This window comes from Flavobacterium sp. MR2016-29 (genome assembly GCF_015350695.1).
Classification (GTDB): domain Bacteria; phylum Bacteroidota; class Bacteroidia; order Flavobacteriales; family Flavobacteriaceae; genus Flavobacterium.
Genome location: NZ_JADKPU010000013.1, coordinates 47,743 through 62,266, shown reverse-complemented (window position 1 = coordinate 62,266; position 14,524 = coordinate 47,743). Strand labels below are relative to the sequence as shown.

Annotated in this window: 6 protein-coding genes; 3 read left to right on the top strand and 3 right to left on the bottom strand. The window is 36.0% G+C overall.

Going from position 1 to position 14,524, the window contains the following annotated elements; all coding sequences use genetic code 11:
* Positions 1 to 123 precede the first annotated feature (123 nt).
* The 3 genes from IR010_RS19835 to IR010_RS19825 all read right to left on the bottom strand — a co-directional run bounded on the left by IR010_RS19835 (position 124) and on the right by IR010_RS19825 (position 8,185).
* Positions 124 to 1,971, bottom strand: a complete 1,848-nt coding sequence (locus IR010_RS19835) for a rhamnogalacturonan lyase (protein ID WP_194606102.1) — start codon at positions 1,969 to 1,971, stop codon at positions 124 to 126.
* Positions 1,972 to 2,203: 232 nt separating this feature from the next.
* Positions 2,204 to 4,330, bottom strand: a complete 2,127-nt coding sequence (locus IR010_RS19830) for a hypothetical protein (RefSeq protein ID WP_194606100.1) — start codon at positions 4,328 to 4,330, stop codon at positions 2,204 to 2,206.
* Positions 4,331 to 4,564: 234 nt separating this feature from the next.
* Positions 4,565 to 8,185: a DUF4450 domain-containing protein gene (locus IR010_RS19825; protein WP_194606099.1), complete on the bottom strand. Its 3,621-nt coding sequence runs from the start codon at positions 8,183 to 8,185 to the stop codon at positions 4,565 to 4,567.
* 296 nt (positions 8,186 to 8,481) lie between these two features.
* Here IR010_RS19825 and IR010_RS19820 point away from each other — a divergent pair, with 296 nt between their 5' ends.
* The 3 genes from IR010_RS19820 (at position 8,482) to IR010_RS19810 (ending at position 14,475) form a co-directional block, all read left to right on the top strand.
* Positions 8,482 to 9,798, top strand: coding sequence for a rhamnogalacturonan acetylesterase (locus IR010_RS19820; protein ID WP_228515209.1), 1,317 nt, complete (start codon positions 8,482 to 8,484; stop codon positions 9,796 to 9,798).
* A 21-nt stretch (positions 9,799 to 9,819) separates the two neighbouring features.
* On the top strand, positions 9,820 to 12,681 hold the full coding sequence (locus tag IR010_RS19815; RefSeq protein WP_194606095.1) for a glycoside hydrolase family 2 TIM barrel-domain containing protein: 2,862 nt from the start codon (positions 9,820 to 9,822) through the stop codon (positions 12,679 to 12,681).
* A gap of 285 nt (positions 12,682 to 12,966) precedes the next feature.
* The gene (locus IR010_RS19810) at positions 12,967 to 14,475 is read left to right on the top strand and encodes a rhamnogalacturonan acetylesterase (protein WP_194606093.1); all 1,509 of its coding nucleotides are present in this window, start codon (positions 12,967 to 12,969) and stop codon (positions 14,473 to 14,475) included.
* Positions 14,476 to 14,524 lie beyond the last annotated feature (49 nt).

Here is a 14,524-nt window from a genome sequence, read left to right as displayed (position 1 = left end):
GAAATGATAATGTTGTGTTCATAAAATGCGATAGACGCACTGCGGTGTGTGTCTGCAACAAAACCTCTTGTAAAAAAACCTTAGAACCTTAGTATCTTAGAATCTTAGCACCTTAAATAAAAGCTATTTCTTAACCACCAAAAAAATATTTGGCTTAGGCGCCGGCATCATGTCCTTTCCCATGTAAAAACTTGTATGAGGAGGCTGATTGTAACCTACATTTTGCCAAGCGATACTCAATCTGTATTGAGGATCATGCATCAAAGTGTATTGCCTAATTTCGGTTGGAATTGTCGTAGAATAAATTCGTAACTCTGTATTGTCTTCAGATCTCAGAATCAGCTCTTCTCTCCAGTCTCCAAAAAGATCTGCAGAAAGTGCTGGTGTAGATTTTGTTCCATTATTAGAAACTGCTCCTGTTGCTGTAAACAATCTTCCTTTATCGTATTTATCAATATAATTTGAATTCAGTAATTCTCTTGAAGTGTCACCATCCCAGTAAATTAAAAAATTAATAGAGCTTGGTGCTTTTCCTATCACTTTTCCTTTCATGTCATATAAATTGGGAGAGCCTGACCACCAGCATTGTGCACCTTTTCTAGTCGGGTCAATATTATCTGCAACGCCTCTGCCGACATCTTCATTGATTGAATCCGTAAACAAAACCTTTCCATCGGCTGCTGAAAACAAAGTTACTCCAGGTCCAGTTGTTCCGTTTTCTATTTCGTGTATTCCAAAAACTTCTAAACCCGGAATATCCAGATCAAGATCAGAGACATGCAGAGCATCACCGTGTCTAAAACCTGTGGTATACAATCCTTTTCCATTATCGTCAACACACATCGAGCCGTAAATTATTTCATCTTTTCCATCGTTATCTACATCAGCAACTGTAAGTCCGTGATTTCCCATTCCAGAATACGGATTTTCGGCATCTTTACTGTCAAAAACCCATCTCGAAGTTAATTTGCCGTTTTTAAAATCCCAAGCAGCTAAAACGGTTCTTCCGTAATACCCTCGGCACATTACAACACTCGGATGTATGCCGTCTAAATACGCAATACAAGCCGTAAAACGATCAATTCTATTTCCTTTTGTATCATTTCCGCCACTGCCTCCATGTCCGCCCCAGCCAGCAAGATCACCTCTTTCGGCTATATAATCTACTGTTGTAATTAGTTTCCCGGTTCTTCCATCAAAAACAGAAAGAAATTCAGGTCCTTTTAAAATCTTTCCAAAAGTACCTGAAGCAGGATCCCTATCGACCCAATCTTTTGAGGCATCTCCTACTACGTTATTTTGGCTGTCCGTTGTTCCGTCGGCCGTTTTACAGACAAATTCTGAAATTCCGTCGCCATCCAAATCATACACCATAAATTGTGTATAATGTGCGCCTTCGCGGATGTTTTTTCCTAAATTAATCTGCCATAAAAACTTGCCTTCTAAAGTATACGCCTGAAAAATAGGAGGATCCGTAATTCCGGTATGCGAATTGTCATGTGCTTTTCCCGTCATATGGACGATCAAATCATATTTTCCGTCTCCATCTAAATCGCCTGTTGAAAGATCATTTGGAATATAACCTTCAACCGGTTTTATAGCAATTGACAAATAATCTTTATCTGGACTAGAAGCCGGAATCGTAAAACTTCCTTTTGCATCCGTTTCTTTTCCTTTTAAAACCGTTTTTACAAACCAAGTATTTTCTTCCTGAGCATTTGCCTTTGTATCCAGAAAATTAGTTGCGCCAGTTATAGGTTTATCGTTTAATTTGATTGCTTTTTTTGAACCGCTTTTTCGATATAAATTGAAAGCTAAAGCATCAGAGTCAGTGCCTAAAACACGCCATCCAATAAAAAATTGGCCTTTGTCTTTTATAGCAATTATGCCTCGATCAAGATTTTCCATTTGCCTTTGCGCAAAAAGGGAAGCTGATAAAAGCAATAATAGTAGTGGAATTATTTTTTTCATAATTGGCTTGATTATTTTAATTGTAAATTTTCACGCAGATTAATGATTTTAGCAAATTTGCGCAGATTTTTTTAGTCTTCTTGTCATTCCGAGGAACGAGGAATCTACGCGAGTAGCTCCGCAACGAGAATTACAAATCTTTGTCGAGTTTCGTGTGTGATTCCTCGTTCCTCGGAATGACAAACTAAACTCAAAAACCTTAGCAACTCAGTATCTTAGCATCTCTAAAAAATCAAAACATCTTCTTAAATCCTTCACTCTTCACTTTCCATGTTCCGTCTTTTGGAAAACCTGGATTTTCTTCCGTATTTCCATCCCAGCCGGCGCACATCATGGCAACTGCTGTTAATAAACCTCCGTTTCCGGGAAGGTATAACGTCAATCTTTCTGCTTGATAATTATGTCCGTTTTTTAAATACGTATTTGTTGTCACGTTCATAAACAAGGCATCAATTGCTTTTTCAGGCATTTGCAAACGCGCGGCTGTCATTGCTGTCATCGGGAAATCCCAACCCCAAGTTTTATCCCAGGACCAAGTATTCCAAACCAGATCAAAAGTATTTTTCATGATTTTTTTATCCAAAAGAGAAGTTTCAGGCAACATGCCAAAAGTTCCCAAAACAGATGGGTGATCGGTTTTGAATTCTGGGTTTGTGTACGAATCAGTTGCGCTTTCTGTTGCCAGATAAACTTGATTTGCAACGGGTAATGGAGATAACTTAGCCAACACATTTTCCCATTTTTCAGGTACTTTTTGGTTTAATTTTTTCTTCCACACGATTGCTGTTTTTAAGGCCCAATTCCAATAAGCCAATTCATAAGTTGGGTTAAAAGTTTCCATCGCCTTAAAGCGTTCTTGTGCCGGAATTACACCGGGTCCCAAAACATAACGATCGGTTTTACTGTCATAATTTGCAAACGAAGCCATGAAATCTGCTGTTGCAAAAACACGTTCGCTGTATAAATTTAATGTCGCATTTGTTGGTTTGTCGCGGTACATTAATTCGGCATATGTAATAAAATGCGGCTGCTGCCAAAGTAAAAATGATCCCACTGATGACGGACTTTCATTACCATCGGGGTCGGTCATTTTTTGCCATCTTGCGCCTTCAAAACCTTGTCTTTTTGCTATATTTTTTGCTTTATCAAAAACCTTTTGATACCACGGAAGACTTTTTTCCAATAATTCTGGTCTCCCCCAAAGTGCAAAATGAACACCGTGCCACCAATGCATTTCTAAATGCGGTTTGCCATACCAGCTGTTATAAGTTAATCCCGTTTCCTGTGGAGGTATTTTTCCAGTACATTGTACTTTTGTCAAATATTGAGAAAGTATAACTCTTCTTTCCAGTTCTTTTGCACGCGGATCTGTGCTTCCTGAAAAATCTACCGCAGCACCACTTTTCCAGAATTGTTCCCAGCCTTTTATACTGCTGTTTTCGATTTCTGCGAAAGATGAATTTGAAACTTTTTTATCTGCTAAAGCAAAAAGACAACTCAATTCTAAAGTATTCGTATTTGATGCTTCAATAACAAAATAATGATCCGAAGTCTTTTTTATCTGCGCATTTCCTTTCCAATTCAAACTGACGTTATACGAAATGCTGTCCATAACATGCGTTATAACAGCTTCTGTTTTTGACTTTTCGACAAGCGTACTTTTATAATCTTCTTTTCCCTCCCATTTTGTTCCCATATCGGCCCAATCTCCAGTTGGAAACGGAATTCTCAAACTTATTTTTAAGCGTTTTTGCTGTAATAAATCTGATTTTACTTTTACGCCAATTGCGTCTTTTTGCTGATGTGAAACCGTTAAAACGGTGACTGGAATTCCTTCAACTTCAAAATAACTTTCTATTTCTCCAGTCCATAAATTCAACTTTTGAGAAATCGATTTTATGTCTGATGGGATTACTGCACTTCCGTCTTTTTTGATAATTTCAAAACCTAAATTTCCCAATTGCAATAAATGAGGATTTTGGCGAAACCAATTTACCGCTTCAACTTTTCGAGCGGGCTCTTTTATCTGGACGGTATATGAAATATCCCTTCCATACTGTTTGTAATCTTTTAAAGTTTCTGAAAATTTATAACCATTTGTGTTCTTATAACTGTCCCAGCCCCATTCTGACTGTGTTCCAAGCGGAATTCCGTGCTGATAGGTTTTTGGAAAAGTCTGCAGTCCAGTAGCATCAACAGTAAAAGCAAAAGCACCGTTTCCGACAGTTAAAGAAGCCAAAGTATCTATAGCAGAAATTTGAACATTATGGCGATTTACTAATGCTTTTCGGTCAATTTTCTGCTGTGCCGATAACGAAATCGCAATTAGAAATAAAGTAATTAAAAGTTGTTTTTTCATTTGGTTATTTTTTAACAGTTACAGTTCTCACAATTTTGTCATTTCGACGAAGGAGAAATCACACTAGTTGCTAGACAAAGATTGGCGACATTCTGTGAAGAATTTCTAGTGTGATCCCTCGTTCCTCGGGATGACAATATTGTGTTATAAGAAAATAAAACAGTCCTTCATATTTCGTTTTTCTCATTCCACATTATCTACTTTTCAAATTGACACATTCTCTAATTAAACTAATTATCTAACTAAAGTCAAACTCATCAAACCAATCACCACATCATTGGCAATTGTTTTAAGAGTCAGGCTTTTTAATGTTTTATTTTTGTTCAGTGGCAAATCTAAAATTGTTGCAGCGCCACCGTCAACGCCATAATTTGTAAATCCTTTTAAGATGCTGAAATGGTTAAAATTCCTTGAAACTTCACCTGATTTCAAATAAACTCTTGGCGGTTTTGGAGCATCTGTCGTAAACGCCAATCCGTCTGTAAAATAATCCTGTTCGATTGGCCACCAGTTTTCTGGATTTTTTAATTGTAAAATCTCAAAAGTTCCGTCTGTATATCCGACTTTTATTTCGCCATTTATCATACGGCTTTGCATTGGGTTTGTTGTTCCGGCAACCATAAAATAAGCGTGTGAAGCTTTTCCCTCAAGCGGTATATTAATGCTTTCAGGATAATTATCCCACATAGAAGTGAAAACAATATTTTTCTGATTTTCATCAGATGGTGTTTGAAACGAAATCCCTTCTGGAGTTCTAATCTGTCCGTTTGCTTTTGCTTTTTGGCGCAAGCCTGAATCATCAATTTTTACAGCTAAATTTGGATAACACCAATTCCCAATTCCTTGTTTTGGAAGTTGGATTGACGTGGTTTTGGGTCTTGGTGATACATATTCGTTATTAAAAATATCGGTAACTTTTGCATTAAAAAAAGCTGAAAGCGAAACTGTTTCAAATTTATTTTTAGAGTTTAGAGGGATATCCCAATTCGTAAAAGTTATTTTTTGAATAACTTTTGAATCGTTTTTTATTGAAAAGCTATTTGTTCCCGGCATTAAATCCTGAACGGGAATTTGAATTGATTGATGCTCTTTTAAATCTAAAATAATTTTATCCTGATTTTCTTTAGCGGAAGCATCAAAAACCACATTTCCTTCAATCTTTTGGTTTGTATTGTTTTTAAGCGAAATTTCTAAAATACTATTAGAAAGTTTTACCTGCGATTCAATTTTAGATTTTAGTATAATTTCTAAAGGATGCCACCATGCAAAATCGCCTTGTTTCAGCTGCAAAAAGAACATCTTATTTCCATCTCCCTTTACAGTAGAATGAAAAGTTTTCTCTGTCTTCGAAATTTCTCCTAAAAAAGATTGCGGATCATAAACCGAAACAATTTCAGCTTTAGCCGTTATTAAATGCAGTGCGTCGCCTGAAGCATAATTTAATTTCGAAAACATTTTTTCTAGAGTACCGCCTTTCCAATTTATTTTAATGTCATAAACTGAATTATAAGGCGCTTCGATACTCATTTTTGGTGCTCCGATACTTTCCGGAATCACTTTCCAACTATGGGCTTTTCCGTTTACGGTAATGCTTTCGATTCTGTCATAAGGGGCGCTAAGAACCAATTTTAAATTCATTTTTGAAGTAAAATGATTTTCAATATGATAAATGTCTGTCTTATTTTCTCTTTTAAAAGAAAAAGAAACATCCGGAATTTCTAAAGAAGCATTATCCCATTTTGAAGGAAAACCGGGCTGAATAGTCAAAACTCCAGCGATTGCGTCAGGCTGAATTCCGTACAAACCTTCAACCAAAGTTCTCGACGCCATACCAATTGGGTCTGCAAAATCTCGGTACAATTCACCTCGCATTGCATCTTGATACATCAGCTGTTCAAAACCTCCTGGCGAAGGACTGAGATACATACTTTCTATCAATGCACTTTCCCACATTGTGTAGGCTTTATCGGCTTCTCCTCCTTGCCAGAAAGCCAAAGAAGTATGCAATTGTTCAGCCAAAGCCACATTATTGATCGACCAAGTATACGGCTGCCAATTTGTTGTACTAATTACATAAAGGTCTTTTTTATCTAATCCTTCGGCCGAAATGGGTATATGCGGAATCTGATTATCAATATAACTCAACATTTGATAACTCTCAAAAGGCGTTGACAATTCAGAATCGATTGTATGGTAAATACTCCAGATTCCCGGCGTTTCATGTAATAATCTGTTTCCTAGAGCATCTTTATATTCGGCAAAAATTCCTTTATTTTTTAACCAAAGCTGATCATTTGTGGCTTTTATAATTTTATCCGCTTCCGCAGAAAATGGATTGGCATCTTCGTTTATATTTTTAGCAATTTCTGCAACTGTCTTATTCGCGTAATAATTATAAGCTGAGGAATGAATCACGCCTCCTCCGCTATATTGTAAAGCATCGCTAGCCCAAATCGACGCATAAGCATCATAAAGTCCGTCGCCATCTGCATCAAAATTTCTTTTTTCCCAATCTAAATGTCTCTGAATGGTTGGCCACATTTCTTTTATAAAAGTGGTATCACCTGTCCATTTAAAATGACGCAGCATTTCGTCTATAAAAATCAAATTCATATCGTAATGATGCGGAATCGTATTTTTATTCGGGCTACGGCTGATGTAACCGCTGCTGAACATAGATGTTCCCATTTCTTCTTTCTGGCGTGCTAAATTTTTTTCAGTATCAAAAACAACTGGGCCGTTTGCTGGCGTTGTAACCTGCGAATTGCTGTAACTCGAGAAATGCGATTTTGCACGGTCGTGCCATCCTAAAGGATCAGCAGTATATGCGCCGCGCCACGCGTTCAGGTACATTCTCCATGCAATTGCGCCGTGGAGATAAGCTGGACTTTCCCAAATTCCGTCAGCCGCTATTGAAAGAGCTGAACCTAAAGTATTAATATAAGGATCCGGCGTTACTACTTTAACTCTGTTTGCTAAAAGCGCTGTTTCTTGAACTGATTTATCAAAAAGCTGTGCTAAACCTTTTTGCGAAACATTAAGTTTTAAATCTTCTGTAGAAAATAGCCAATAAATATCTTTTTGAACATTTTTTGTTTTTCCAGTAATGACTGGCAAAGATTCTGGCTTAGCATTATAAAGTTCTAAAGGCGAATTTTGCTGATTTGCATTGGCTAAATGTGTTTCTGAGTCGGGAAAAAAGCCAAACAGACTTTTATTGTTTCCTGTTTTTTGTTTGTTGCTTTCTGAACCGTATTCCAGTAAAAAAAAATCCTTATTTAAAGTGTATGTATTATTGATGCAATATTCAGGCTGTAAATAAAAGACCGATTCTGGATCTGCACCGATATCGCCGTCACGACTGAACTTCTTTCCGGTTGCACCGCCAAAAGTCCAAAGTAAATTGATTTTTTTATCAATATTTTTACCATAAGCTTTTATAATAAAACCTTCTTTTTCTTTTAAAGCGACAACGTCAATAAATAGTTTTCCGTTTCCTAAAATCAGGTCTTGAATTTCGTACCGCATGGTTCCCAAAACATAACGAGTATCAATTTTTGATGCTTCGGTAATCCATTTGCTTTCTTTTCCATTTATCAAACCTAATTTAAGATTTCCTCCCATTCCTGGCATGTACATTGCAAATTCAGGCAAATCGCCCGTTTCGACTCTAAATCCGGTATTAGAACCGTATAGAGCACGATTGAATTTTCGGGTACCATTTTTTAATACAAAACTATTTCCATCAGGCGCATAATGAATTTTTCGAACTGCTTTTTCCTGCCCAAATGTTATAACTGAACATAAAAGGAACAACACAATTAGAATTTGAATAGAATGCCGTTTTGTTTTCATAAAATGGTAAAAATGACTAATTATAAATAAACATAAAATAAAATTATTATGTATTTATTTTATTGATTCAATAATTATGATGCAATTTCTTTGTTTTTTTGTGGTATAGTATCCTGTACCTACCTGATTCATTAAATATAAAAACTATATTAAATTTTAGCGATTTCAAATTGTTTTTAACATCATAGTACAGGATAGTATATCAAAAATGAACCGCTAGATTTGAAAATCAAATAAATTAAAATCTCAAAAAATTGATAAAAATTAGAATATTACTCGTCTCTTTTTGTCTTTGCATGCCAGCTGTTTTCTTTGCTATGCATTCAAATGGAAATTTAATTTTATCAAAAGAAATTTCGGCTGATAGTACTAAAAATACTAAACCTCTATTATTTCAATTTGGAACTGCTTTAAAAACTTCAAAAGCAAAAATCATAAATAATGCTTTGGTTTATAATTCAACTTTAGGATATGGCTTTGATTTTAACTCAGTTTCGAATATAAGAATCAATTCTAATTCTTTTTCTGTTGAAAAACCAGCCTATTTTTCAGTAAAACTTCCTGAAGGAAATTATCAAATTGAAGTTCTGCTCGGAAGTTCTGAAAAAGAATCAAATGTTACTATAAAAGCAGAATCGCGACGATTAATGCTCGATCAGCTTTTTATTAAAAAGGGAAAAACAGTTACCAAAATTTTCAACGTAAATGTGAGAAATCCAAAAATAGATGACAATATTAATGTTACTCTAAAAGATAGAGAAAAAGATATTTTAGATTGGGATGATAAACTGACACTAGAATTTTTGGGAGAAGCATCTATACAAAGTATAAAAATTACGCCAAAAGATAATCTTACCGTTGTTTATTTAGCGGGAGATTCAACAGTTACAGATCAAGATGTTGAGCCTTGGGCCTCTTGGGGACAATTTATCACAAACTATTTTGATGATTCTGTTGTGGTATCAAATTATGCTTATTCTGGTTCAGCACTGAGTTCTTTTAAAGCTGGAAACCGTTTAAAAAAGATTCTTACTCAAATTAAAAAAGGAGATTATTTATTTGTCGAATTTGGGCATAACGACGAAAAAATAAAAGGCGAAGGAAATGGCGCATGGGGATCATACTCCACCTTATTAACCGAATTTGTTCAGTCAGCCAAAGATAAAGGTGCAATTCCGGTTTTAGTAACGCCAACACAGCGCCGGTTTTTTAATGAAAACGGAACTTTAAAAGAAACACACGGCGAATTTCCTGCTGCGATGCGCGCTGTTGCACAAAAAGATAAGATTGCGCTTATTGACATTACCAAAATAACAACAGAATTATACGAAGCTTGGGGCGACGAACCTTCTAGAAAAGCTTTTGTGCAATATCCTGCCAATACTTTTCCAGGACAAGAAAAAGCTTTGGATGACAATACTCATTTTAATAGTTTTGGAGCAAATGAGATCGCACTTTGTGTACTAAGCGGCATTCGTGAGCTTGATATTCCATTAAAAAAACAGATTAAAAAAGAAATACCAAATTACAATCCGAAAAAACCAAATTCTATTTCGAACTGGACTCTACCAATGAGTGCTCGCTTTGAAATTTCAAAACCAGATGGCAATTAACCATCAAAGAATTCAATTACTATGCTGCTAAAAAACACTATCAAAAACCTCTCTATTATTGCGTTTACGCTTTTTCTGACCCAAAACAGCAACGCACAGCAAACAGATAAAATTTATCTTTCCGGAAAAGATTTTGAACATCCTGTACAATGGGATTTTTATTGTACGGAAGGAAATAACAGTAAAACCTGGTCTAAAATAAATGTTCCGTCGCAATGGGAACTAGAAGGTTTTGGCGAATATACATATGGAAGATGGTATAAAGAATTGAACCAAAAAGAACCAAGCAAAGAAGAAGGCTTATACAAATATGAATTTGAGGTTCCTGCTGAGTATAAAGGCAAAGATGTTCTGATTGCTTTTGGAGGGGCTATGACGGATACAGAAGTTAAAGTAAATGGAAAACTGGCGGGAGCAATTCATCAAGGCGGTTTTTATGAATTTAAATATGAGATTTCAACTTTACTAAAATATGGTGTTAAAAATACTTTAGAAGTTCATGTCTGGAAACATTCTGCCAATAAATCAGTAAATGCAGCAGAAAGAAGAGCAGATTGGTGGCTTTTTGGAGGTATTTATCGTCCGGTTTGGCTGGAAGTTTCTCCTAAAACTCACATTGAAAATATTGCCGTGAATCCAAAAATGGATGGCTCTCTGACTGTTGATTTGGATCTTAAAAATATTTCTAAAAACACAACTTTAGAAGCCACTATTAAAGGTTTAAATGGAGAAAATTTTCAAACTTTTACTTTTCCGATTAAAGCAAAAAGCATAAAAGAATCGATTGCAGCACAATGGAAAAATATTAAACCTTGGAATCCAGAAAATCCTAATTTATATGATTTGCAGTTGGTTTTAAAACAAAACGGAACTGCAATTCATCAATACAATAAACGCATTGGCTTTAGAACGTTAGAATTTAAAAAACAAGACGGAATTTATGTCAACGGTACTAAAATTTTGATGAAGGGAATCAACCGCCATTCTTTTTGGCCAGAAGGCGGACGAAGCACCAGCAAACGCATCAGCGAATTAGATGTCAAATTAATCAAAGACATGAATATGAATGCGGTTCGCGGGCATTATCCGCCGGACACGCACTTTTTACAAGTTTGTGATTCGCTAGGTCTTTTTGTTTTGAATGAATTGGCTGGCTGGCAAAACTCGTACGATACTGAGACTGGAGCCAAATTAGCAAATGAAATGATTACACGCGATGTGAATCACGCCTCTGTAATTATTTGGGATAACGGAAATGAAGGCGGTTGGAATTATGATACTGATAAGGTTTTTGCAGAAAAAGATCCACAAAAGAGAATTGTAATTCATCCTTGGGCTGATTTTAATGGCTGGGACACGCATCATTATCCTACTTATTTGACTGGAATGCATCGTTTTAACGCAGGTGAAAATGTATTTTTTCCAACTGAATTCATGCACGGAACATACGATAACGGACACGGCGCAGCCCTGGAAGATTTCTGGAACCGCTATAAGGAAAGTCCGCTTTTTGCTGGAGGTTTTATGTGGGCAATGCTCGATGAGGCTGTAAAACGCTCAGATTGGACAGGAGATGTAAAATTTGACTCAAAAGGTTCGCTTGCCGCGGATGGAATTCTTGGACCTCACCGTGAAAGAGAAGGAAGTTATTATACAGTTAAAGAAGTTTGGGCGCCAATTCAATTTCAGCCGAAACAGGTTTCAGAAGATTTTGACGGATCGTTCCTCATTAAAAATGAATATCTTTTTAGTAATTTGAATTCTTGCAAAATGGAATTTAAAGTATTAAAAGCAGATAATAATGTACTTTATACAAATGGAACTTCTAAAGAAATAAGTGAAGGAAAAATTGAAATTCCGAGTATTGATCCAGGTGAAACACGCAAAATTCAATTTGCGGTTCCGAGCAATTTTGCGGAAGGCGACATTTTATCGATCTCAGCTTATGATCAATTCAATAAAGAAATTTATACTTGGACTTGGCCTATTCATAAAGCTAAATTTTATGCTGCTAAATTTTTAGCCGTTCAAAATACAAAAGCAAAAGCAACTGGCGTAAAATCTGGAAATGAAATCACTTTAAAAGGAAGCGATGTTACCGTTACTTTTGATGCTGCAACTGGAGAAATCATGTCTATTAAAAATGGAACATCAACTATTCCGCTTACAAATGGACCTCGCCCAATTGGTATGAAAGCAAAATTAAAAGATATTCAGCTTTCGCAAGAAGGAGATAAAGCTGTTTGCAGTGTTTCGTATGCTGGCGGATTATCTTCTATAAAATGGATTATGGAACCGGACGGAAGATTTAAAATGGAATTAATTGCCCTTAAAAATGCATCTGGAGGAGAAGGTTTTGACGGTGCTTTTTTTGAAGATAAAATCAGCGCTTTTGGAATTACGTTTAGTTTTCCTGAAAAAGAGGTTACTGGCATCAAATGGTTTGGAAGAGGTCCGTATCATGTTTGGAAAAACAGAATTAAAGGAACAACTTACGGTATTTGGGAAAAAGAATATAACAATACCATTACAGGTGAAAGTTTTGAGAATCTAATTTATCCTGAATTTAAAGGATATCATGCCAATTTATTGGGAGCAAATTTAAAAGCGGGAGCATCTTCCTTTAAAGTTTTCAGTGAAAATGATAATTTATTTTTGAGATTATTTACGCCTGATTTGCCAAAAAATGGCTTTGCAGGAAGCAACCCACAACCGGCTTTTCCGGAAGGAGATATTTCGTTTATGTATGAAATTCCAGCAATGCGAGATTTTAAACCTTTAGAACAGCAAGGACCTCAAAGTCAGCCGACAAACATTCGTATTAAAAGCGGAGATGACGGAATTAAAATGAATTTGTGGTTTGATTTTAGAGATAAGATTTAGTTTCATGTTTCAAGTTTCAAGTTTCAAGTTTCAAGTTTCAAGTTTCAAGTTTCAGTGCCGAAGCTTCGGGATCAGGTTTCAGGTTTTAATCTTTATCTATAAAATCGATGATTTTGATTACGGAGTTTCTAGTGTGATTTCTCCTTCGTCGAAATGACAAATTAGATGAAAAGGGCTTCGACTTCGCTCAGGATGACAATCATTTTCATAATAATACCTATGTCAGGCTGAGCGAAGTCGAAGGCTCGTTTTACATCTTACCTATTACATTTTACAACACACAATATGAAAACATTTAAAATACTTTTCGCCTCTATTTTGGCACTATTATTTTTCAATTTTACATCTAAACAAGACGACAAACCTACTGTTTATATGGTTGGCGATTCGACCGTAAAAAACGGAAAAGGCGACGGAGCTGGCGGGCTTTGGGGCTGGGGAGACTATATTGGACAATTTTTAGACACTACAAAAGTTAACATTGAGAATCACGCTTTGGGCGGTACCAGCAGCCGAACATTTCAAGATAAAGGTTTGTGGATTGAAGTCCTGAACAAACTCAAAAAAGGAGATTATGTACTGATTCAATTTGGACATAATGATGACGGACCCATTAATGATACGATTCGTGCTCGCGGCACAATTAAAGGCATTGGAAAAGAAACGCAGGAAATAGACAATTTGCTTACCAAAAAACACGAAACCGTTCACAGTTACGGCTGGTATATTCAGAAAGTGGTGCAAGAGGCAAAATCCAAAGGAGCAATTCCGATTATTTGCTCACCGATTCCTAGAAACGACTGGAAAGACGGAAAAGTACCAAGAAATAACAAATCGTACGGTTTATGGGCCAAACAAATAGCTAAAAAGGAAAACGTTACTTTCATTAATTTAAATGAAAAAATGGCGCTTGAAATGGAGAAATTCGGCGAGCAAAAAGTAACGGGAACTTATTTTTACAAAAAAGATCACACACATACTTCTGCAAAAGGCGCTGTACTTTCGGCTTCAGTAATAATCAATGAATTAAAAGAGAGCAAAAATTCTTTAAAAAATTATATTTTAGGAAATCCAAAAATCGTACTTCCACCTAAGAAAAAAGTATTTTTAATTGGCGATTCTACAATGGCCAGCAACGACGGCAATGCAGATGCTGTTGGCTGGGGAGTTGCTTTTCCTAAATATTGCGATACGACACGAATTGAAGTCATCAATAAAGCTCGCGGCGGCAGAAGCACTAGAACGTTTGTTAATGAAGGGCTTTGGGACGAAGTAAAAAAACAGCTTGAACCTGGAAATTTTATTATAATTCAATTTGGACATAATGATGCCGGAGCAGTCGACAAAGAAAAATTAAGAGGATCCTTAAAAGGTAATGGCGACGAAACTCAAGAAGTAATACGCCCTGACGGCTCAAAAGAAATTGTAAATACTTTTGGGTGGTATATGGCAAAATTTATTCGTGAAGCGAAAGAAAAAGGTGCTATTCCTATTGTTTTAAGCCAGACACCAAGAAATGAATGGCCAAACGATAAAGTAGAACGCCGAACGGATACTTACGGAAACTGGTCGAAAATTGCAGCCGATAAAGAAGGTGCATATTATATTGATTTAAATGAAATTGTTGCCTTAAAATATGAAGTTTTGGGTAAAGAAAAAGTAAAATCCTTTTTCCCAAAAGATCATACACATACGGGTTTAGAAGGTGCAACTCTAAATGCACTAACTGTTGCAGAGAGCCTTAAAAAATTAAAAGATTGCAATTTGAAAGATTATATTGAAATACCTAAATAATTGTTAGTTGTTAATGGTGAATTGTAAAATGCAGTTTGAGATGTTTCTA